This window comes from Methylobacterium sp. CM6246, assembly GCF_054818005.1.
Map to the genome: position 1 here is coordinate 7501 of NZ_JBTXKY010000001.1, position 19547 is coordinate 27047.

Below are 19547 nucleotides of genomic sequence, written 5' to 3' on the forward strand. Positions count from 1 at the left end.
TTCCTCCCAATCGTCGCGCATCAGGAGCCTCGGCCCATGGACTTCCTCAAACCACGGTACACGCCTATGAACCGCCGCCGTCGCATCTACGAGGGCAAGGCGAAGGTCCTCTACGAGGGGCCCGAGCCCGGGACACTCATCCAGCACTTCAAGGATGACGCGACCGCCTTCAACGCGAAGAAGCACGAGGTCATCGACGGCAAGGGCGTGCTGAACAACCGGATCTCCGAATTCGTGTTCCAGCACCTCAACGACATCGGCGTGCCGACGCACTTCATCCGCCGGCTGAACATGCGTGAGCAGCTGATCCGGGAGGTCGAGATCATCCCGCTCGAGGTGGTGGTGCGCAACGTCGCGGCCGGCTCGCTGGCGACCCGGCTGGGCCTGGAGGAAGGCACCCAGCTGCCGCGCTCGATCATCGAATTCTACTATAAGAACGACGCGCTCAACGACCCGATGGTGTCGGAGGAGCACATCACGGCGTTCGGCTGGGCGACGCCTCAGGAGATCGACGACATCATGGCGCTGGCGATCCGCGTCAATGACTTCCTGTCGGGCCTCTTCCTCGGCGTCGGCATCCGGCTCGTGGACTTCAAGATCGAGACCGGACGCCTGTGGGAAGGCGACATGATGCGCATCGTGGTCGCCGACGAGATCTCCCCGGATTCCTGCCGGCTGTGGGACATCAAGTCCTCGGACAAGCTCGACAAGGACCGGTTCCGCAAGGATTTGGGCGGCCTGATCGAGGCCTACACGGAAGTCGCCAAGCGACTCGGGATCATGTCGGAGAACGAGAAGGTCCAGGGCGGCGGTCCCCGCCTGGTCCAGTAATCCGCTCAGGCGGGTGGCCGGCGCACCGACGCCGGCCCCGCCGCAGGGAAGCCCCGGCGCAGCCGCGCGTGGGTCGTGAGGTCCGGGTCGAAGCCCGGGTGATAATGGGGGTCCTGCGCCAGCAGCGGCCCCCATCGCTTTTTCAACGCCGTGATCTCGCGCTCGTGGCGGGCACGCGCCGCCGGGGTCCAGCGGCGGCTCGCCGATTCGCGGTGATGCAGTACCGCCCCCGGCACCAGCAACGTACGATGGCCGGCCGCATTCAGGCGCAGGCACAGGTCGACATCATTGAAATCGACCGCGAAGTCCGCGTCGTCGAAGCCGCCGACCGCCCGGAATTTTTGCGTCTCGACCATCAGGCAGGCGGCGGTGACCGCCGAGACCGCATGGGTGGCGCGCAAGCCTGCCAGGTAGCCGGGGGCGTCGCCGGGGAAGTGTCGGTGCGCATGGGTGACGAGGCCGCCGGTGCCGAGCACGATGCCACCGTGCTGGACCCGCCCCTCATCGTCGAGGAGCTTGGCGCCGACCGCGCCGATTTCGGGGCGTAGGGCCTCCCGGGCCATGCGGGTCAGCCAGTCGGGCCGGAACGCCTCGACGTCGTTGTTGACGAAGACCAGCAGCGCGCCGCGGGCGCGGACGGCGGCGGCATTGTTCATGGCGGCGAAGTTGAACGGGCCCGGACAGGGCACGACGAGCCCCCTCCCCTCGCGCTCGAGCGCCTGGAGGAATGCCAGCGTCTCCGGTTCCCGGCTGTCGTTATCGCAGACCAGCAGCTCGAGGTTCGGCCAGTCGGTGCAGGTAGCGAGGCTTTCGAGGCAGGGGCGGAGCAGATCGAGCCGGTCGCGGGTCGGCACGATGAGGCTCACCAGCGGCCGCGGATCGGGCAGCGGGTGCTCGACCTGGAAAAAGCCGTCGTCGCCGACAACGACGATGCGGCTTTCCCGGCGTCCGGTCCGGTCGAGATGCCCGCGCAGGGCGTCGAAATGGCGATGCTGCCCCCCCTCCCCTGCCGGCGACGCACGATCCCCGGGCACACCGCGGCGGATCGAAAGGATCTCGGGCAGATGGCCGATCGCGCCGGCGCCGTACCGCTCGGCGATCCGGAACGCGGCGTCGGCGGGACCGGTCGGCCGCGTCGCCGCGGCGAGAGCGCCCGGCCGGCAGGCCAGCAGGGGGGCGAGATAATCGAGATGCGCCAGCCAGTCTGCGTCGAAGCTGGGCGCGAGCAGGGGCCGCACCGGACCGCGTGGATGGTCCTGGATCAGGGCGTCGCCGTAGATGGCCTGTAGCTCCGGATCGGCCGCGAACGCAGTGGCGATGCGGTCGCGCGCACCCGCGACCAGAATGCTGTCGCCCAACACCAGAATGCCGTCCGCCGGCGGGGCGCGATCGAGTGGGAACCGGTCGAGGATGGCGGCTGGAAGGGTGAGTTGGTGGTCGATCCCGATTAGGGCGGCCAGCTTCTGGCGCGCGCGAAGCCGTCGGCCCTGGAGCCGCGCGAGCAGGATCTCTGCCGTCGCCCGAGGGTGGCCCAGTAGTTGACGCAGCGCATCGCGCATCGCGCGGCCGGAGCGCCGCGGGATGCCGAGTTTCAGTCTCTGTGCGAGGCCGACCACTGGCTCGGTCATCGGCGCGGCGTCATTCGAGATCCTCGCCGAAGGTCGTGAGTGACAAGGCGGGATGGTAGAACGGATCATGGCGGATCACGTCGCGCCAGCGCTCGGAGAAGCGAGCCGCCTCCTGCTCGAACCGCGCGCGCTTGGCGCCGACCGAGGGCCCTCGGCTGACGGATTCGAGATGGGCCAGCGTGGCGGCCGGCGTCCACACCGTCTTCCAGCCGGCGGCGCCGAGGCGCAGGCAGAAATCGACGTCGTTAAAATCCACCGGGAACGTCTCGGCGTCGAAGCCGCCGACCGCGTGGTACTTGTCGCGCGATACGGCGAGGCATGCGGCGGTCACGGCCGAGACCTCGTGGGCGACGCGCAACCGGCCGAGATGGCCCGGCGTATCGCCGGGGCGGCGGCGCAGGATGTGGCCGGCCCGTCCGCCGAGGCCGACCACGACGCCGGCATGTTGCAGGGTGCCGTCCGCGTAGAGGAGTTTTGCGCCGACCGCCCCGACCTCGGGCCGGCTCGCCTGGCGGACCATCGCGTCGAGCCAGCCGGGTTCGAGAACGGCCACATCGTTGTTGAGCAGCACCACGACCGCGCCGGTGGCGTCCGCGACGCCGGCATTGACCATGGCGGCGAAGTTGAACGGTTGCGGATCGACGTGGATCCGGACGCGCGGGTCCCGGCGCAGGGCGTCGTAATATGCCAGCACGGCCGGATCGGTTGAGCCGTTGTCGACGATGATCAGTTCGAGATCGGCGTAAGCCGTCTCGTGCAGCACGCCGCGGCAGACCCGCTCAATCAGGTCGAGCCGGTCGCGGGAGGGGATCACGATGCTGGCCCGCGGGGCGGGACGCGGCAGCGGCCAGTCCAGCTGGACGGCGCCCTTACGAACGGACGCCTTCGGCCAGACGCTCAACGCGTCGAGGCGGGCGCCCAGCACGCGGGCTCTCCCTGCGGAATCCAGGCCGTGGCCCGCCGTGCGGGCGAGGATCCGCGGGACATGCGCGCCGCGTGCGCCGGCGACGATTGCGAAGATCTCGATTGCCAGGACCGCCTCGTCCATGGGCCCAACCGGCTCGGGCGGCAGCCGCGTAAGCAGCGCGCGGGAGACCAGGCTGGAGCGGCCGACATAGCCGGTGGCCAGGGCGAGGTCCGGGCTCCAGTCCGGCTTAAGCAGTGGCCGGCCATCAGGGCCGAGCTCGTCGCTGTAGGCGAGATCCGCCTCAGCCAGGGCGGGGGCCAGCAGCGCCAGCGCGTCGGGGGTGAGGATGTCGCCGGCCCGGAGCAGGCACAGGGCGTCGGCCTCGGCGATGAGATCGGCGGGCGCGGCACGCTTGTCCCAGATTTGGTGATCGGCACGGGCGTCCGGTGCCTCGGGACGTGCATCCTCCCAGGCGACGACAACCGTCCGCCCCGGGTGAATCTGCGTGCCGAGGGCGTCCAGCGTCGCGGCAAGCGCCGCATCTTCGCCGGGCCGGGCGAGGATCAAGCATCGGATCCGCAGGGCGGTCGGCGCCACCTGGATCGGGCGGCTCCGCGAGGTCGCCCAGGACCGGTAATGCTGCATCGGCGTCACCGCGCAGGCACCGCGCAACGTATCGCGGTAGCGCCGCTCGGATCCGCGCGCGCGCTCGTAGAGGGAGGACAGGAAGCGCCAGGGTCGCCGCAAGAGGCATTGAACGAGCACGGAGGCCTCGCTCCGGGCCCCGACCCGCTCAAGCACGAAACCCGGTCCGGCCGAGAGCCGGATCTCCCGGGCATCCCCGGGGATCAGGCCGAGCCAATGGGCGTAGCCATGCGACGCGCCCGGGAGGACGAAATCCTGCGGCGTGCCGGCGGTCCCTCGGATAACGCGCAGGATCGGCCGGCGCGGCGCAGCCAGGGGGTCACCGCCATAGCTCAGCACGATCCAGCCGACGGAATGGTCGGGCAGGATCAGGCGGCGATCGAAGACCGGGTCGTCGGCCGGCTCCAGGCGGAACCGCGTCTGGCGGTCGAGCCAGGCTGCCCCGCGTCCGGCACGTCCGCTCGGTGGGGTCGGTTCGACGGGGCGCGCCGCGGCATCACTGGGCAGCGTCGCCTCCGCCGGCGGCCTCGGCGGCGGCAGCCGGCTTTTTGCGCCGCGGTTTGGCCGCGGGCTTGCCGCCGGTACCCTTGCCGCTGCCGACGCCGACGGTGATATCGTAATCCTCGGCCACCGCCGGAGGTACGGTCAATTCCTCGGCCACGATGGTGGCGAAGCCCTGGGCCTCGCCCGGGCCGACGACGACGCTGGTATGCTCGACGCGGCTCGCAATGACCTTACCCTCGTGGCGGATCTGGATCGTCACCGGCACGTCGAACCGACCGGGCGCACCCTTCGGGCCGAGCAGCACGTTGGCCTCGACGCCGACCTTGACGGTGATCGAACCGTCCTGGCGCCGGGCGCATTCCCGGGCGAGCCGGCCGACCGAGAACTGCGTCCGCACATCGCCACCGGCGAGGATGCGATACGCCGCACCGTTCTCCGCCACCTCGACCGGCGGGCAATAGGGCGGATCGAGGCTTTGCGGCTGCGATGGCGGGACCGTCGTTCCGCCGAACTTGAACAGGTTGGAGAACACGTTGCCGTCCTCGGCGCGGGCCGGGCCTGCGCACAACGAACCGGCGAGAATCAGGCCGCACAGGCCCAGAAACAGGTCACGCTCTCCGATCATCGCACGGCTCCCGGGCGGCATCGTCATTTCAAGCTGTCGAACCCGGCCGCGAAGCCTTTCATCGAGAGCGGGATGCCGACGCCCTCCTCGGGCGTCTGGAACACGATGAACGTCGCCTGCGTGCCGGCCTTGAATTGGCGGATCAAGCCGTCATCCATCACCACCTCGGCCACGCAACCGGTCGTCAGGCAGCGCACGAAGCCGGCCCGGCCGACATCGGTCTGGTCGATCTTCAAACCGAGACCGGAGGGGAGGAGCACGCCCAGCGGCGCCACAACCCGCAGCAGGTAACCGCGATTGTCCGCCGTCTTTAGGACGATCACCACGAGGGTGAGGTTCGGGCGGTCCTCCGCGGCCAGGTACTGCACCAGCGCGCATTGCTCGGCCTTCGCACCGGCCGGCGTCTCGCAGCGCAGCTGCCAATCGTCGAAGGTCTTGCGCACCATGCCCTGGGCCGCGGCCGGCCCCACCGATGCGAGCCCTGCCGCGGAGAAGGCAAGGCAGGCCGGCAAGACGGCGCGCCGGACGACGCACCGGAAACGATCGAGCTTCGCGTGAAGCGGCACCGCCGAACCCTTCGGAACGCCATCGCCGAGGACCGGCGAGGCCGTAAAATCGGGGGTGTTCCGACCATGCTCGGACCCGCGCTGTCAAGCGATGCCGGCTCCGGTGTTGCTCCTTGACGCTACCCGAAGGTTGCAGAAGCGCCTAAATAGGGCTCGCTCTTCCTCCAGCGCAGGATCCTGAAGCTGTGATGCGCCCGCTCGCCCTCTCGGCCGCCTGCTTGATGGCCACCCTCGCGCAGGCTGGGGCACAATCGCTGCCGGTCGGCGAGACCACCTATGTCGAACGCTCCCTCAACCGCTCCGACACGCTGATCGTCGAGCATCCGCCCGTGGCGGTGAACCCGTATGGCGGCCGCAACGGGCAGGCCGCGATCGCCGGCTATTGCCGCGAAGGCGGCCTGGTGCGCCGCCGCGACGCCTTCGGCAACCCGATGATCATCCGGCAGCGCGAGGTCTGCGACAGCGTCGCCCCCCGCACGCTCGAGCCCGGCCAGGTCAATCCGCGGCCGACTTGGCCCGGCGAGGCCGTTACGCGTCAGAAGGTCCTGCGCGCCAAGGGTTGAGGGTAACGAGGGCTGAGGGCAGACCGTTCAGCCGTAGCGATGCAGGCTGGTGCCGTTGCGCTTCAGCCACGCCTCGGCGGCGTCGACGTGCGGGCATAGCCCGTGCAGCAGCGCCCAGTACCGCGCCGAATGGTTCATCTCGCGCAGGTGCGCCATCTCGTGGGCCACGAGGTAATCGAGCACCATCGGGGGCGCCAGGATCAGGCGCCACGAGAAGTTCAGCTCGCCCCGCGCCGTGCAGGATCCCCACCGGCTGCGGGTATCCCGCAGAGTGATGCGGACCGGCCGCTGACCGACCAGGGGCGCATACCGCTCGACCGCCTCGGCGAGGTCCCGCCGCGCCTCGCGGGTCAGGTAGTCCCGGATCCGGCGCGGGACGTGGGCCGGCTCGCAGGAGAGGGAGATCACCGGTTCCCCGGCCTCCGTCTCGACGCGCACCGCGCCGCTGCGCGTACCGCGCAGATGCAACCGGTGTGGCGCCCCACGCAGCGGCAGGATCGCGTCCGGAACGAAACCGATGCGCTCCGGCACCCGCGCCAGACGCGCGGCGATCCAGCCGGCATGGCTGGTGGCGAAGCGTTGGGCGGTGTTCACGGCGGTCCGGGTCGGCAGGGTGATCACGACCTCGCCGGTGGCGGCCGAGACCCGCAGGGTGATCCGACGCGCGGTCGGGCGCCGGCGCAGCGCGATCTGGAGGCTGGCTCCATCGTGCTGGACCTCAAGGTGGTCGGGATCGGGGCGACGCAGCAGCGCGAACGACATGGCGCAGTTCTAACGGGCTCCGAACCTGGGCTCCAGATCTCGAGATCGAGAATTGCTTTGGTGCCAGGATTTCAAGCGGCCAGCGCGCGGGCCCAGACCTCGGTTTCGGGCAGCACCAGCAGGGCGGCGGCCGCGAGCGCGATACCGTACGGGATCCCGGTCTTGGCATCGTGGAGGTGCAGCGCGAAGGGCAGGCGCGCGATGCGCATCGGCAGCGGGTAGCCGCGCACGGCCAGGATCGCGAGTGTCAGGCCACCGCCGAGGATCGAGGCCACCAGCAGGTAATCGCCCAGGCCGTCGAAGCCCAGCCAGAGCGCTGTCGCGGCGGCCAGCTTGGCGTCGCCCCCGCCGATCACCCCGAGCGCGAACAGCGTGAACGTCACGGTCAGCACGAGCGCGGCAGCGCCGACATGAAGCCCGATGTCGAGCCAACTCATCGGGCCGGTGGCGGCCATGAGCGCGAAGCCCGCGACGAGGGCCAACGAGATCCGGTTCGGGATCAGCATCGTCAGCAGGTCGCTGGCCGCCGCGTAGGCCATCAGGAACGGGAACAGCACCAGCAGGCCGAAGCCCGCCGTTCCGAGACTCGCGATCGCCGAACCTGCGCCAACCATCTCGGGGCCAACCCTATCCGTACCTGGCGGGGAAGCGGCGCGGGGCCGCAGCCGGACGAGGGATCCGGCCGGCCGAGACCCCATCGCCTCAAGCGATGGAGCCTCGAACCTGCCGCGGATCCTGATCGTGGAGAGACCCGATTAGTTCAGGTTGCCCGAGATCGCGCTGAACTTGGCTGACAGCGAGGTGCCCACAGTCTTCAGCGCGCCGATGATGACGACGGCGATCAGAGCGGCGATCATGCCGTACTCAATCGCGGTGGCGCCGGACTCGTCGGAGGCGAAACGCGAGAACAGGGTCTTCATGGGAGACGATCCTTCGATCAAGAACGGGCAACGTGAAGTTTGAAAGATGACCGACGAAGATTTCTACGTCTCGATCGGCGGCTCTTGGAGATTGCCCGTTACGCCTTGAAATTCGGTTAAATCGCACCTCGAACAAAGTCCGACGCTGGTCCGCTGCGAGCTTAGTGAAAGATAGGTTTCGCCGTTGCTGAGCATGCGCGCGGGCCGCCTCATGCTTAGCGGTTCCTTCACCGGTCCCGGGCTATCGCTGCGGCTTCAGGCGTCGCGCCTCGCGCAGGCGCCGGCCGCTTCCGAGGAATCCGATGCGCCGCACCCTGTCGAATGCGGGCCGAGCCGGCCTCGTCCTCCTGCTGACGGGTGCCACGGTCGCGGCCGCCCAGCCGGAGCCGCTGCCGATCGTCACCGTGCTGGTGGACAACGCCAAGGTCATCCGCCTGCCGGAGAAGACCGCGACCGTCATCGTCGGCAACCCGATCATCGCGGAGGTCACGCCGCAGAAGAACGGCGTGCTCGTGCTCACCGGTAAGAGCTACGGCTCGACCAACCTGATCGCGCTCGACACGGCCGGCGCGATGATCGCCGAGACGATGATCCGGGTCGAGGCATCGCGGGATGCGACCATCACGGTCCAGCGCGGCATGGATCAGGAATCGCTGTCCTGCACGCCGAAATGCCAGCCGGCGGTCCAGCTCGGCGACGCGGCGAAGTACTTCGACACGCAGAGCGGCCAGGCCGACGCCCGCCGTAAGCTCGCGACCGGCGGCGGCGCGGCGGGCCCCCAAGCCGCCGAGCGCTGAAGCCGACGGCCCCCGCGACACCGCGCGAATCCTGGGGCAAGATCCGCCCCCGGCACAGCTCCGACGCGGATCCGGCAGGATCCAGCCCGGCCGCCATCAGGGAGGTTTCTCGCCGATGCCCGGCATCACGCACAATCCGCCGCCGCCCACCGTCGATCCCGGCCTGCTCGCCCCGTTCCAGGACTTCCCCACGGCGACGATCAGCGACTGCCTGGACCGGATGGCGGTCCTGCACGGCCTGCGGCCTTTCCACAGACAGGCCCGGCTCCTCGGGAGGGCGTTCACGGTCCGGGTGCGGGCCGGCGACAACCTCGCGATCCATCAGGCGCTCGAACAGGTCAGTCGCGGAGATGTGATCGTGGTCGATGGCGGCGGCGACACGAGCCGGGCGCTGGTCGGCGAAATCATGAAGGCGATCGCCGAGAGCCGGGGCGTGGCGGGCTTCGTGATCGACGGCGCAATCCGCGATACCGACGCCTTCGCCGGTTCGGACTTCCCCTGCTACGCACGCGCCGCCACGCCCCGGGGTCCGTTCAAGATCGGCCCCGGCGCCATCAACGTACCCGTTTCCGTCGGAGGCTGGACGGTGAGCCCGGGGGACGTGGTGGTGGGCGACGCGGATGGCGTCGTAACCTTCCCGCCCGCGCTCGCGCCGCGCCTGATCGAGGCGGTGCGCGCACACTCTGCCCAAGAGGCCGAGGTGCTCGCGATGATCCAGGCCGGCCGATACGACGGCCGATACGCCCGAGAGTCGGGGGGCTGAAAATCTTCCCCGTGGGGGTGCCTTGATCCGCGGCGAAGCCTTGCGGACCGGATCCCTCCCGTAGACGATGGCCCATGGACTCCGCACCACTAACCTACGCCATCGGCGACATCCACGGACGCGCCGACTTGCTCGACACGCTCTTGGAGCGGATCGCCGCCCATGCCGGGGACCGTGGCCACCGTCTGGTGTTCCTCGGCGACTACATCGACCGCGGGGCCGACAGCGCTGCGGTGCTGCGCACGGTCAGCCGCCTGAACTGGGCCGAGCCCGAGCGTGTCACCTGTTTGATGGGCAACCACGAGCGCATGCTCCTCGATGCGCTGCTGACGCCCGAGGCAGCCCGGCACTGGCTGTATAACGGCGGGGACGCCACCCTCGACTCGTTCGGTGCCCGCGACCCCAGCGGGCTGCCGAGCGATACCCTCGACTGGATCGAAGCCTTGCCGACCCTGCACGACGATGAGGTCCGCTGGTACGTCCACGCCGGTCTGCGCCCCGGCACCGCGGCCTCGGACTCGGACGTGCACGACCGCCTGTGGATCCGGGAGCCGTTCCTCCAGGAGGATCACGATTTCGGCCGGCACGTGGTCCACGGCCACACGCCCCAGCGGGACGGCCACCCGGAGGTGCGCCGGTTCCGGACCAATCTCGACACGGCGGCGGTCTATGGCGGCGCTCTCACGGCCGGCGTCTTCTCGGACGCACAGGGACCGGCGCTTGAGTTTCTACAGGTTCAGGCTAGTGGCTAGAGCGCGCGCCGCCGAAGTGGATACGGTTTCGGCGGCGCGCGCGCGCGTCGAGTCGAGGGGGTAGATGTGGTCCCGATTGCACCGCGATCGGGAGCGAATCTAAGCCCGCCGTGCCGGCACCAGTACGCCCACAGCTCCCACGAGCCAGCCGCCCATGAGGGCGAAACCGCCGATGGGGGCGGCCATCGGGAACAGGGGGCGCTGCAGCCAGGTCCGGACCGACAGGTCGCCGCAGAACAGGATCACGCCGAGGACGAGCAGACCCGCCGCGGTACGGGATAGGCCGGGTCGCATCAGACCTCCGGCGGCCAAGCCCGTGAGCGCCAGGATCGCCGGGGCGTGGAACAACAGGAACTGGGCCGCAGTCTTGAGCGAATCCGCCCCCGGGATGTGGGCCGCCGCGGCGCTGAGGGCGACACCGAGCAGGCCGGCGAGGCAGGCCAAGGCCATGAGCCCCCGGTCGATCCTCGAGAGGCTCATGCCCCGCGCTCGATCAGCAGCTTGGCGACGGCTGCGCGCAACTCGGGTATGCCGCGGTCGTCGCGGCTGGAGGTGAGGATCACCTGCGGGAAGGCGGCCGGTCGCTTGGCGAGCCCCGCCTGGATGCCGGCGATGCGGCTCTCGATCTCGCCCTTCTTCAGCGAATCGCCCTTGGTGAGCACGACCTGGTAGCTCACGGCGGCCTTGTCGAGACCGTCGAGCACGTCGGTGTCGATCGACTTGAAGCCATGGCGGGCGTCGATCAGCATGAACACCCGGGCGAGATTGGCGCGGCCCTTGAGGTAGGAATGGATCAGCTTGGTCCAGGCTTCGACCTTGGCCTTCTCCACCGCCGCGTAGCCGTAGCCCGGCATGTCCACGAGGGACATGCGGTCTCCGATCCGGAAGAAGTTGAGCTGCTGGGTCCGCCCCGGCGTATGCGACGTGCGCGCCAGGGTGTTACGGCCGGTCAGCGCATTGATCAGGCTCGACTTGCCGACGTTCGAGCGCCCTGCGAACGCGATCTCGACGCCCTCCATGGGCGGGATGCGCTCGAGCACCTGGGCGGCCGCGTAGAAGTCGGCGGCCCCGGCGAACAGCAGGCGACCGGCCTCCAGGAGGTCGGCCGCATCGTCGTTGGTCTCGGTCACGGCTTTCCTTGTCGGCCCAGAGCGGCATCCCGGACGGCGGCGGGCGCCCTCCGGGATGCGGTGTCGGCGAAGACCGCGGGCGTCAGCCCTTCGTGGTCGCCGCCGCCTTGGTTCCGCCGCGCCGGAACGTGGTCCGCAGGTTGTCCCACAGCTCCACCTTCACGCCGTTGCGACGCATGATGACGTATTGCTGGATCACCGACAGGGTGTTGTTCCAAGCCCAGTAGATCACGAGGCCGGCGGGGAACGACCCCAGCATGAAGGTGAACACGATCGGCATGAAGGTGAAGATCTGCGCCTGGACCGGGTCCGGCGGCGCGGGGTTCATCTTCATCTGCACGAACATCGTCACGCCCATGATCAGCGGCCAGACGCCGAGATGGACGAAGTCCGGTGCCGGGAAGGGCAGCAGGCCGAACAGGTTGACGATGCTCGTCGGATCCGGCGCCGCGAGATCGTGGACCCACCCGAAGAACGGAGCGTGGCGCATCTCGATGGTGATGAACAGCACCTTGTAGAGCGCGAAGAAGACCGGGATCTGGATCAGCACCGGCCAGCAGCCCGCGACCGGATTGATCTTCTCCTTCTTGTACAGCTCCATCGTGGCTTGCTGCTGCTTCATGCGGTCGTCTTTGTACCGCTCCCTGATGGCGACCATCTCGGGCTGCACGGCCTTCATCTTGGCCATGGACACGTAGGAGCGGTTGGCGATCGGCAGGAACAGCAGCTTCAGGCAGAAGGTGACCACCAGGATCGAGACGCCGAAATTACCGAAGAGATGGAAGAAGAAATCCAACGCCCGGAACATCGGCTTGGTGATGAAGAAGAACCAGCCCCAATCGATCATCAGATCGAAGTGCTTGATGCCGAGATCCTTCTCGTAGTTGTTGATCAGGTTGACTTCCTTAGCGCCGGCGAACAGGCGCTGGGTCGTCGTCGCCGAGGCACCCGCGTCCAGGTTCACGGCGTCACCGCGGACGCTGGCTTGGTAGACGTTGGTTGCGCCGTCGGTCCGGTCGGTGAAGGCGCCGGTGTAGGGCACGTCCTGGTCGGCCGGCATCACGGCGGCGGCCCAGTACTTGTCGGTGATGCCGACGAAGCCACCGGTCACGCCGTTCCAGGCGCGGCCCTTGGTGTTGGCGCCGCCATAGGCGCCTTCCTTGGCGAGCTTGTCGTAGGTGAATTCCTGCAGGCCGTCGTTGCCGAGATAGCCGATCATGCCCTCGTGCAGGACGTAGTAGCCCTGGGTGTGCGGCTTACCCCAGCGGGAGACCAGGCTGTACGGATAGAGCGTCACCGCGCCCGAGCCCTTGTTCTCGATCTCCTCGCGGACCGTGAACATGTACTTGTCGTCGACCGCGATGATGCGCTTGAAGACGAGGCCGGCGCCGTTATCCCAGGTCAGGGTCACGGGCATGCCGGGCGACAGCGTCTTGCCATCGCTGGACCAGACCGTCTCGCTGCCGGGTAGCGGCCCGGCATTGGCGCCGACCCAGCCGAACTCGGCGTAGTACGGCGCCTCGCTGCCGGCCGGGGAGAACAGCACGATCTCCGGGCTCTTCGGGTCCACGGTCTCGTGGTAGTTCTTCAGCGACACGTCGTCGACGCGGCCGCCCTTGAGCGCGATCGAGCCGCTGAGCGCCGGGGTCTCGATCCGGATGCGCGGCGAGCGGGCGAGCGCCGCCTCGCGCGAGACGGCGCCGGCCTGCCCGGGAACCGTGCCGGGCACGGGCGCGGCGGGCCCGCCCTCCTTGGGCGAAGGCGACGGCACACCGTCCGGGGTCACGCCCGGCGGCTGCTGTTGCTGCTGGGCGGCCTTGTTCTGCGCCTCGATCAGCCGCTGCTGTTCCACCCGCGGGCCGGCCACGAAGTACTGCCATCCGAGCAGCACCAGCAGCGACAGGCCGATGGCCACGAACATGTTCGTCTTGTCATTGCCCATCGGGGACACCGCCGCACGTGTTCGGAGTGGCAACAGGAGCGGCACCGGCCCGTTCGGGCCTGCGCGCGTCCGTGATTCGGAGACCTCTGGCGCGGTCCTGCGACGGATCGATGTCAGGTTCGCGGGACGCAGCAGGCTGCGCGGGCACCCGGCCCGCATCGCGCTGGAGAGGTGTGGTCTTGGCCGGCCGGCCGCCAGGCTTGCCGGACCGGTCGCCGCGGGAACTGCCGGGGGGCCTCGGCGCGGCCGGGCGCGTCACCGTCGGAATGGCGCGACGCAGGTCCTCTGCCAGGGCCTCGAAGGGCGCGGTCAGGGCCGGGCGGCGGGCGATCAGCACGATGTCGGCCGGCAACCCGGCCAGATCGCCCGGAAGACCGGAGGCGACCAGGTTCACCGCCGCCCGCAGGCGCCGGCGAATACGGTTGCGTTCGACAGCATGGCCGACGCGCTTGGTGATGGTGAACCCGAGCCGGAGGCCATCCGCCGCTTGCGGATCGCGCAGACGCCCCTGGGCGGTCATGCGATCGGTATGGAAGCGGCGGCCCTCGGCTGTCGCCAGGAAATCAGGCCGCTTCTTCAGCCGCGCGATCGTCGCCATCGATGGTTCGATCCCGACCGATCTCATAGTGTGTGCCGCATGATGAGTTCGGAAAACCGGATTCCATGTTTCCGCATCATGCACACGCCTCACGGCGCGGCTGCCGCAGCAGGACCGCGCCGGCGAGGGTCCGACCGGCTCAGGCCGACAGGCGCTTGCGGCCGTGAGCGCGGCGACGCGCGATCACCTTGCGGCCGCCCGCAGTGGCCATGCGCGCACGGAAACCGTGACGACGCTTACGGACGAGCTTGCTCGGCTGGTAGGTTCTCTTCATGGTTCAGAGCCTTCAAAGGTCGAGGCGCGCTCGTGGGCGGCAATTGCCGCACCCGACCTTCACGCGTCCTGGTTGTCTGCAAACACGAAGGGCGCCCAGGCGGGGCGCCACGTCGCGAGTGGCGGGCTTATGGCGGATGGGTCCCGCGAAGTCAACGTTTCGTGGACCTCTTCCTGGACTTCAATGACCCTCGAACTGCATCAAAGCACGGACTTCGACGCCCATGTCGCGCAGGCGCTGCGCCCCGCCGATCTCCGGCAGGTCTATGACGAAGCAGGCGGCCACGATCTCGGCGCCGATCTTCTGCAGCAGGTTCACCGCCGCGGTGGCGGTACCGCCGGTGGCGATCAGGTCATCGACCAGCAGCACCTTGTCGCCGGGCTTCACCGCATCGACGTGGATCTCGATCTCGTCGGTGCCGTACTCGAGGGCGTAGGCCATCGAGACGGTCTTGTGGGGCAGCTTGCCCTTCTTGCGGATCGGCACGAAGCCGCAGGACAGCTGGTGCGCGATGGCGCCGCCCAGGATGAATCCCCGGGCCTCGATGCCGGCCACCTGGTCGATTCGCCCGCCCGCGTAGGGATGGACCAGCGCATCCACCGCACGCCGGAACGCCCGCGGGTCGCTGAGCAGCGTGGTGATGTCGCGGAAGATGATGCCGGGCTTCGGGTAGTCGGGAATCGAGCGGATCGATTCCTTCAGCGCGACGTGGCGGCGGGCTTCCATGGGTTCGGGCCTTCCGTGGGGGACGGCGGGCTTAAAGCAGAAGGCCCGGCCCCTGACCAGTTTGATGGCGTCTGCCGGAGGATCAGGCCGCCTGCACCTTCTTGAGGAGGGCGAGCAATTCGCGATGCAGCACCTCGTTGCCGCAGGCCACCGAGCGGGCCGCCAGGGGCTCGGCCGCGCCGTCCGCCGAGGTCACGTAGCCGCCGGCCTCGCGCACCAGGATCACGCCCGCGGCGAAATCGTAGGTCTGGAGGTCGCGCTCCCAGTAGCCGTCGAGGCGACCGCAGGCGACGTAGGCCAGATCCAGGGCCGCCGATCCCATCCGCCGGGTTCCGCCGGCCACCGCCATCACGGCGCCGAGCTCGCGCAGCAGGCGCGGGTGGCTGCCGCGGCCGAGATAGGGCGTGCCATAGCCGACCAGCGCATCGGCCATGTCCTGCCGGCCGGAGACGCGCAGGCGCCGGTTGTTGAGGTAGGCGCCCTTGCCGCGCTCAGCGACGAACAGCTCGTCCTTGATGGGGTCGAAGATCACGCCGGCCACGATCTGGCCCTCCCGCTCGAGCCCGACCGAGATCGCGAAATGCGGCACGCCGTGCAGGAAGTTCGAGGTGCCGTCGAGGGGGTCGACGTGCCAGGTGTGGCTCTTGTCGGTGCCCTCGATGATGCCGTTCTCCTCCAGCACCAGGCTGTAACCCGGCCGGGCCTTGATGAGGGCGTCCCGCAGGGTCTCCTCGGCCTTCCGGTCCGCGGCGGACACGAAGTCGCCCGGGCCCTTTCGCGAGACCTGGAGGTTTTCGACCTCGCCGAAATCGCGGCGCAGGCCGCGCGCAGCCTTGCGCACGGCGTCGACCATCACGGTCATGAGCGGAGAGGAGATCATTTTTTCGCGACTTTTCGGGGATGGATGCTGGCGCCGTGGTTACAGGCCGGCGCCGGAAAAGACGAGCCTGCCGAGGATGGGCGAGGTCGGCCGTTTGTGGTGAGGGCTTCCCGCCCAAGCCGATCGACTCTGGCAGGCACCGTCCTCCTCCCTGAAGCGGGGACTTGCCGGCATCAACATCAAGGTCCGCAGCCAGCGCTCGAGGCGCCACGCATTTCCGCTCCCTGAGCGCGGAGCGGTCAGGGGTGCGGGTGAGGACAGCGTGTTTCGTCGTCCACCTCCGATGGGTGAACGTTTTAGCCTCTGCGGGGCAGGGAGAGCCGCGTGGGTCCGGCTGCAAGCTCTGACCGCAAAACCCTATTCCGCCGCCTCGACGAACACCGTCCCGGCCCGCGGAAGGTCCAGGGTCTCCCAGGTCTCGGCGAGGGCCGCGGCGAGACGGGCGATGTGGGTCGCGTCGTGGAACGGCGACGGAGTGATGCGCAGGCGCTCGGTGCCGCGCGGGACCGTCGGATAGTTGATCGGCTGGATGTAGATGGCATGCCGCTCCAGCAGGTGGTCGGCCGCGGCCTTGCACAGCTCGGCGTCGCCGACCATCACGGGCACGATGTGGGTCTCGGTCTCCAGAACCGGCAGGCCGGCCTCGGTGAGCGCCGCCTTCGTGGCGGCGGCCTGGGCCTGATGCGCCTCGCGCTCGACGTTCGATCGCTTGAGGTAGCGCACCGAGGCTCGGGCGGCGGCGGCCACCGCCGGCGGCAACGCGGTGGTGAAGATGAAGCCCGGGGCGAAGCTGCGTACCGCATCGCAGATAGCGGCAGAGGCGGTGATGTAGCCGCCGACGCAGCCGAACCCCTTGGCGAGCGTCCCCTCGATCACATCGACCCGGTGCATGACGCCGTCACGCTCGGCGATACCGCCGCCGCGGGGTCCGTAGAGGCCGACCGCGTGGACCTCGTCCAGGTAGGTCATGGCGCCGTAGGTGTCGGCGAGGTCGCAGATTCGGCCGATCGGCGCGATGTCGCCGTCCATCGAGTAGACCGACTCGAACACGATCAGCTTCGGCCGGTCGCCGGCGGCGCGGAGCAGCTCTTCCAGGTGCTGGAGGTCGTTGTGGCGAAAAATCTTCTTGTCGCAGCCGGAATGGCGGACGCCCTCGATCATCGAGTTGTGGTTGAAGGCATCGGACAGGATCAGGCAGTTCGGGATCAGCTTGGCGATCGTCGAGATGCCCGACTGATTCGATACGTAGCCCGAGGTGAAGACCAGACCCGCCTCCTTCCCGTGCAGGTCCGCGAGTTCCCGCTCCAGATCGACCAGCGGCGAGTTGTTGCCGGCAATGTTGCGCGTGCCACCCGCCCCGACGCCGCAGCGCGCGGCCGTTTCGGTCATCGCCGAAACCACTTCCTTGTGCTGGCCCATGCCGAGGTAATCGTTGGAACACCACACGGTGATCTCGGCGGTCTTGCCATCCTGCTTCCGCCACTTGGCGGTGGGGAAGCGTCCGGAGATGCGCTCGATGTCGGCGAAGACGCGGTAGCGACGCTCGCCGTGGAGCTGGTCGAGGGCGCCACGAAAGTACCGCTCGTAGCCAGAGCCGGCGCGCGTCGAACCCGCTTGGGCGAGCATCGTGCTGGGCATCCGGGTGACGGTCATCGAGCGTCCTTCGCGTGTGCGGCCGTGCGGTCGGTGCCGGTTCGGCAACCTGATCCCGCGATCAACGTACGGCCTCGGTCCAGTCCTTCGCGTGAGGGCCGCAAGATACGCGCGGATCTGGAACTGGTTCAAGGTAAGGTTCCGGCATCGCTGCCCTGCAGCCGTTGAGAGGCGGGGACGAACTCGCTAACCTCACGGGCGGCCGCGGAAGCCCGAACACGCTGTCAGATCCTTGAGTACCGCCATGGCGTCACGCCGAACTGCCTGCCCCGGCGCGGGATCGCGCGGCTCAAGCCTGCGGCGACGAAGGGTCGCGCGATGAGCGCGGGCAAGGACGCGCGGTCCGAGCGCCTGAAGGCGGCACTCCGGGCGAATCTGCGCCGCCGGAAGGCACAGGACCGAGGTCGCGCCGAGACCGGGGGCGCCCCCGACGCGGAGCAGCCCGACCCGCGCGAGACCGATTCTGCCGGTCCAGATTCCGACAAATCCGGTCTATAGGGGACGGCCAAGCCTGGACGCCGCGGCGTCCACCAGGAGAACGGCCGGCCGCGCGCCCATCTGGTGCGCCGCCCGAGGACATACGATGGACCGCATTCACATCACCGGCGGCGCGCCCCTGAACGGCGTGATCCCGATCTCGGGCGCCAAGAACGCGGCGCTGCCGCTGATGATCGCGAGCCTGCTCACCGGCGAGACGCTGGAGCTGATCAACGTCCCGCGGCTCGCCGACATCTCCGCGCTGACGCGGATCCTCGGCAATCACGGCGTCGACCACATGGTGGTCGGCAAGCGCCCCGGGCAGACCACCGAGACCGGCCAGACGATCCGGCTCACCGCCTCGAACGTCATCGATACCACCGCGCCCTACGATCTTGTCTCGACCATGCGGGCGAGCTTCTGGGTGGTGGCACCGCTGCTGGCCCGGTTCGGCGAGGCCAAGGTCTCGCTGCCGGGCGGCTGTGCCATCGGGACCCGCCCGGTCGACCTGCTGATCACCGCCCTGGAGAAGCTCGGGGCCGAGATCGAGATCGACGCCGGCTACGTGGTCGCCAAGACGAAGAACGGCCTGCGCGGGGCCGAGATCGCGTTCCCGAAGGTCACGGTCGGCGGCACGCACGTCGCCCTGATGGCGGCTTCCCTCGCGTACGGCACCACGGTGCTGGAGAACGCCGCCCGGGAGCCCGAGGTGGTCGACCTCGCCGAATGCCTGAACAAGATGGGCGCCAAGATCCGCGGCGCGGGCACGCCCCGGATCGAGATCGAAGGCGTCGCCCGGCTCAACGGCGCGCGCCATGAGGTGCTGCCCGACCGGATCGAGACCGGCACCTACGCCATGGCGGTGGCGATGACCGGCGGGGACGTGATCCTCAAGGACACGCGGGCCGAGCTGCTGCACTCGGCGCTCGACGTCCTGTCGACCACGGGGGCCGAGATCAGCCAGGTCGAGGGGGGCATCCGCGTGCGCCGCAACGGCGGCGGCATCGCGGCCGTCGACGTGACCACCGATCCGTTCCCGGGCTTCCCCACCGACCTGCAGGCGCAGTTCATGGCGCTGATGACGCTGGCCAAGGGCCAGTCGCACATCCGCGAGACGATCTTCGAGAACCGGTTCATGCACGTGCAGGAGCTGGCCCGCCTCGGCGCGAAGATCCGCCTCGAGGGTGACCTCGCCATCGTCGAGGGCGTCGACCGGCTCAAGGGCGCGCCGGTGATGGCGACCGACCTGCGCGCCTCCGTCTCCCTGGTGATCGCGGGCCTCGCCGCCGAGGGCGAGACCCAGATCAACCGGGTCTACCACCTCGACCGCGGCTTCGAGGCGCTGGAAGCCAAGCTCGGGCGCTGCGGCGCGCAGATCGAGCGCGTGCGGGTTTGACGCCAATCTGAGTTCGGCCGAGCGCGCCTTACCGGCCCGAGCCCCCCGGTCCCAGCCTGGGAACGGGCTTGGACCGGGGGGCTCGCTGTGCCCTCGTGGTATTCGGGGCACAGCATCCTCGGTCGGAGGTGCCGCTGCGAGCCTGGTATGGCCGGGTCGCGAAGGCTCCTTCGGCTCGTCGGCACTCGTGCTGAGCACGATGCCGTCG

Annotated in this window: 22 protein-coding genes; 7 read left to right on the top strand and 15 right to left on the bottom strand. The window is 69.2% G+C overall.

The genetic code is table 11. The annotated features are described in order from the left end of the window. Window positions 1-36 precede the first annotated feature (36 nt). Window positions 37-831 (top strand): phosphoribosylaminoimidazolesuccinocarboxamide synthase, encoded by a 795-nt coding sequence (purC, locus tag ACYQPG_RS00040; protein WP_147855639.1) that lies wholly within the window; start codon window positions 37-39, stop codon window positions 829-831. A gap of 5 nt (window positions 832-836) precedes the next feature. Here the strand turns inward: purC and ACYQPG_RS00045 are convergent, their stop codons facing one another. From ACYQPG_RS00045 to ACYQPG_RS00060, 4 genes are all read right to left on the bottom strand, one after another. After that, the gene (locus ACYQPG_RS00045) at window positions 837-2459 is read right to left on the bottom strand and encodes a glycosyltransferase family 2 protein (RefSeq protein WP_461229939.1); all 1623 of its coding nucleotides are present in this window, start codon (window positions 2457-2459) and stop codon (window positions 837-839) included. A gap of 10 nt (window positions 2460-2469) precedes the next feature. Next, window positions 2470-4350, bottom strand: coding sequence for a glycosyltransferase family 2 protein (locus ACYQPG_RS00050; protein WP_246692872.1), 1881 nt, complete (start codon window positions 4348-4350; stop codon window positions 2470-2472). Between the two features lie 157 nt (window positions 4351-4507). Continuing rightward, complete coding sequence (locus tag ACYQPG_RS00055; RefSeq protein WP_147909864.1) at window positions 4508-5140, bottom strand: hypothetical protein; 633 nt, start codon at window positions 5138-5140, stop codon at window positions 4508-4510. A gap of 23 nt (window positions 5141-5163) precedes the next feature. Next, window positions 5164-5652, bottom strand: coding sequence for an invasion associated locus B family protein (locus ACYQPG_RS00060; RefSeq protein WP_187193413.1), 489 nt, complete (start codon window positions 5650-5652; stop codon window positions 5164-5166). Between the two features lie 242 nt (window positions 5653-5894). Here ACYQPG_RS00060 and ACYQPG_RS00065 point away from each other — a divergent pair, with 242 nt between their 5' ends. Next, complete coding sequence (locus ACYQPG_RS00065) at window positions 5895-6269, top strand: hypothetical protein (protein ID WP_461229940.1); 375 nt, start codon at window positions 5895-5897, stop codon at window positions 6267-6269. A gap of 27 nt (window positions 6270-6296) precedes the next feature. Here the strand turns inward: ACYQPG_RS00065 and ACYQPG_RS00070 are convergent, their stop codons facing one another. The 3 genes from ACYQPG_RS00070 to ACYQPG_RS00080 form a co-directional block, all read right to left on the bottom strand. After that, a complete protein-coding gene (locus ACYQPG_RS00070) occupies window positions 6297-7031 on the bottom strand; it encodes a M48 family metallopeptidase (RefSeq protein ID WP_419830845.1) in 735 nt (244 codons plus the stop codon). Between the two features lie 71 nt (window positions 7032-7102). After that, window positions 7103-7645 (bottom strand): A24 family peptidase, encoded by a 543-nt coding sequence (locus ACYQPG_RS00075; protein ID WP_419830846.1) that lies wholly within the window; start codon window positions 7643-7645, stop codon window positions 7103-7105. A gap of 141 nt (window positions 7646-7786) precedes the next feature. Next, a complete protein-coding gene (locus ACYQPG_RS00080) occupies window positions 7787-7951 on the bottom strand; it encodes a Flp family type IVb pilin (protein WP_147856566.1) in 165 nt (54 codons plus the stop codon). A gap of 302 nt (window positions 7952-8253) precedes the next feature. Here ACYQPG_RS00080 and ACYQPG_RS00085 point away from each other — a divergent pair, with 302 nt between their 5' ends. From ACYQPG_RS00085 to ACYQPG_RS00095, 3 genes are all read left to right on the top strand, one after another. Next, window positions 8254-8748, top strand: coding sequence for a pilus assembly protein N-terminal domain-containing protein (locus ACYQPG_RS00085; RefSeq protein WP_147909869.1), 495 nt, complete (start codon window positions 8254-8256; stop codon window positions 8746-8748). A gap of 115 nt (window positions 8749-8863) precedes the next feature. Next, on the top strand, window positions 8864-9511 hold the full coding sequence (locus ACYQPG_RS00090; protein WP_147909870.1) for an RraA family protein: 648 nt from the start codon (window positions 8864-8866) through the stop codon (window positions 9509-9511). Between the two features lie 74 nt (window positions 9512-9585). After that, window positions 9586-10263: a metallophosphoesterase family protein gene (locus ACYQPG_RS00095; protein WP_461229941.1), complete on the top strand. Its 678-nt coding sequence runs from the start codon at window positions 9586-9588 to the stop codon at window positions 10261-10263. Window positions 10264-10362: 99 nt separating this feature from the next. Here the strand turns inward: ACYQPG_RS00095 and ACYQPG_RS00100 are convergent, their stop codons facing one another. From ACYQPG_RS00100 to hemA, 8 genes are all read right to left on the bottom strand, one after another. Further along, window positions 10363-10743, bottom strand: coding sequence for a DUF423 domain-containing protein (locus ACYQPG_RS00100; protein ID WP_419830847.1), 381 nt, complete (start codon window positions 10741-10743; stop codon window positions 10363-10365). Continuing rightward, on the bottom strand, window positions 10740-11393 hold the full coding sequence (gene yihA / locus ACYQPG_RS00105; protein ID WP_147909871.1) for a ribosome biogenesis GTP-binding protein YihA/YsxC: 654 nt from the start codon (window positions 11391-11393) through the stop codon (window positions 10740-10742). Before yihA ends, ACYQPG_RS00100 begins: the two co-directional genes overlap by 4 nt. Before the next feature lie 82 nt (window positions 11394-11475). Continuing rightward, a complete protein-coding gene (yidC, locus tag ACYQPG_RS00110; protein WP_147909872.1) occupies window positions 11476-13335 on the bottom strand; it encodes a membrane protein insertase YidC in 1860 nt (619 codons plus the stop codon). Next, window positions 13325-13933, bottom strand: a complete 609-nt coding sequence (gene rnpA, locus ACYQPG_RS00115; RefSeq protein ID WP_419830848.1) for a ribonuclease P protein component — start codon at window positions 13931-13933, stop codon at window positions 13325-13327. Before rnpA ends, yidC begins: the two co-directional genes overlap by 11 nt. Before the next feature lie 139 nt (window positions 13934-14072). Next, window positions 14073-14207, bottom strand: coding sequence for a 50S ribosomal protein L34 (gene rpmH, locus ACYQPG_RS00120; RefSeq protein ID WP_007558110.1), 135 nt, complete (start codon window positions 14205-14207; stop codon window positions 14073-14075). A gap of 180 nt (window positions 14208-14387) precedes the next feature. Further along, window positions 14388-14933, bottom strand: coding sequence for an adenine phosphoribosyltransferase (locus tag ACYQPG_RS00125; RefSeq protein ID WP_147854491.1), 546 nt, complete (start codon window positions 14931-14933; stop codon window positions 14388-14390). A gap of 82 nt (window positions 14934-15015) precedes the next feature. Then, on the bottom strand, window positions 15016-15813 hold the full coding sequence (locus ACYQPG_RS00130; RefSeq protein WP_147909874.1) for an inositol monophosphatase family protein: 798 nt from the start codon (window positions 15811-15813) through the stop codon (window positions 15016-15018). 357 nt (window positions 15814-16170) lie between these two features. Then, window positions 16171-17439, bottom strand: coding sequence for a 5-aminolevulinate synthase (gene hemA, locus ACYQPG_RS00135; protein ID WP_419831101.1), 1269 nt, complete (start codon window positions 17437-17439; stop codon window positions 16171-16173). Between the two features lie 345 nt (window positions 17440-17784). Between hemA and ACYQPG_RS00140 the strand changes: the two genes are divergently transcribed. Together ACYQPG_RS00140 and murA are read left to right on the top strand one after the other, a co-directional pair. Then, window positions 17785-17964: a hypothetical protein gene (locus ACYQPG_RS00140; RefSeq protein ID WP_419830849.1), complete on the top strand. Its 180-nt coding sequence runs from the start codon at window positions 17785-17787 to the stop codon at window positions 17962-17964. A gap of 85 nt (window positions 17965-18049) precedes the next feature. Continuing rightward, entirely contained in the window at window positions 18050-19339 is a 1290-nt protein-coding gene (gene murA, locus ACYQPG_RS00145) for a UDP-N-acetylglucosamine 1-carboxyvinyltransferase (protein ID WP_147909877.1), read from the top strand. The last annotated feature ends 208 nt before the right edge of the window (window positions 19340-19547 follow it).

Bases quoted from the DNA above. Each gene is read 5' to 3' on its own strand.
- rpmH (WP_007558110.1), bottom strand. From the start codon at position 14,207: ATGAAGAGAACCTACCAGCCGAGCAAGCTCGTCCGTAAGCGTCGTCAC.
- ACYQPG_RS00070 (WP_419830845.1), bottom strand. From the start codon at position 7,031: ATGTCGTTCGCGCTGCTGCGTCGCCCCGATCCCGACCACCTTGAGGTC.
- hemA (WP_419831101.1), bottom strand. From the start codon at position 17,439: ATGCTCGCCCAAGCGGGTTCGACGCGCGCCGGCTCTGGCTACGAGCGG.
- ACYQPG_RS00090 (WP_147909870.1), top strand. From the start codon at position 8,864: ATGCCCGGCATCACGCACAATCCGCCGCCGCCCACCGTCGATCCCGGC.
- ACYQPG_RS00075 (WP_419830846.1), bottom strand. From the start codon at position 7,645: ATGGTTGGCGCAGGTTCGGCGATCGCGAGTCTCGGAACGGCGGGCTTC.
- ACYQPG_RS00065 (WP_461229940.1), top strand. From the start codon at position 5,895: ATGCGCCCGCTCGCCCTCTCGGCCGCCTGCTTGATGGCCACCCTCGCG.
- ACYQPG_RS00085 (WP_147909869.1), top strand. From the start codon at position 8,254: ATGCGCCGCACCCTGTCGAATGCGGGCCGAGCCGGCCTCGTCCTCCTG.
- ACYQPG_RS00080 (WP_147856566.1), bottom strand. From the start codon at position 7,951: ATGAAGACCCTGTTCTCGCGTTTCGCCTCCGACGAGTCCGGCGCCACC.
- ACYQPG_RS00130 (WP_147909874.1), bottom strand. From the start codon at position 15,813: ATGATCTCCTCTCCGCTCATGACCGTGATGGTCGACGCCGTGCGCAAG.
- ACYQPG_RS00100 (WP_419830847.1), bottom strand. From the start codon at position 10,743: ATGAGCCTCTCGAGGATCGACCGGGGGCTCATGGCCTTGGCCTGCCTC.
- ACYQPG_RS00095 (WP_461229941.1), top strand. From the start codon at position 9,586: ATGGACTCCGCACCACTAACCTACGCCATCGGCGACATCCACGGACGC.
- yidC (WP_147909872.1), bottom strand. From the start codon at position 13,335: ATGGGCAATGACAAGACGAACATGTTCGTGGCCATCGGCCTGTCGCTG.
- purC (WP_147855639.1), top strand. From the start codon at position 37: ATGGACTTCCTCAAACCACGGTACACGCCTATGAACCGCCGCCGTCGC.
- ACYQPG_RS00045 (WP_461229939.1), bottom strand. From the start codon at position 2,459: ATGACCGAGCCAGTGGTCGGCCTCGCACAGAGACTGAAACTCGGCATC.
- ACYQPG_RS00140 (WP_419830849.1), top strand. From the start codon at position 17,785: ATGAGCGCGGGCAAGGACGCGCGGTCCGAGCGCCTGAAGGCGGCACTC.
- murA (WP_147909877.1), top strand. From the start codon at position 18,050: ATGGACCGCATTCACATCACCGGCGGCGCGCCCCTGAACGGCGTGATC.
- ACYQPG_RS00055 (WP_147909864.1), bottom strand. From the start codon at position 5,140: ATGATCGGAGAGCGTGACCTGTTTCTGGGCCTGTGCGGCCTGATTCTC.
- ACYQPG_RS00125 (WP_147854491.1), bottom strand. From the start codon at position 14,933: ATGGAAGCCCGCCGCCACGTCGCGCTGAAGGAATCGATCCGCTCGATT.
- rnpA (WP_419830848.1), bottom strand. From the start codon at position 13,933: ATGGCGACGATCGCGCGGCTGAAGAAGCGGCCTGATTTCCTGGCGACA.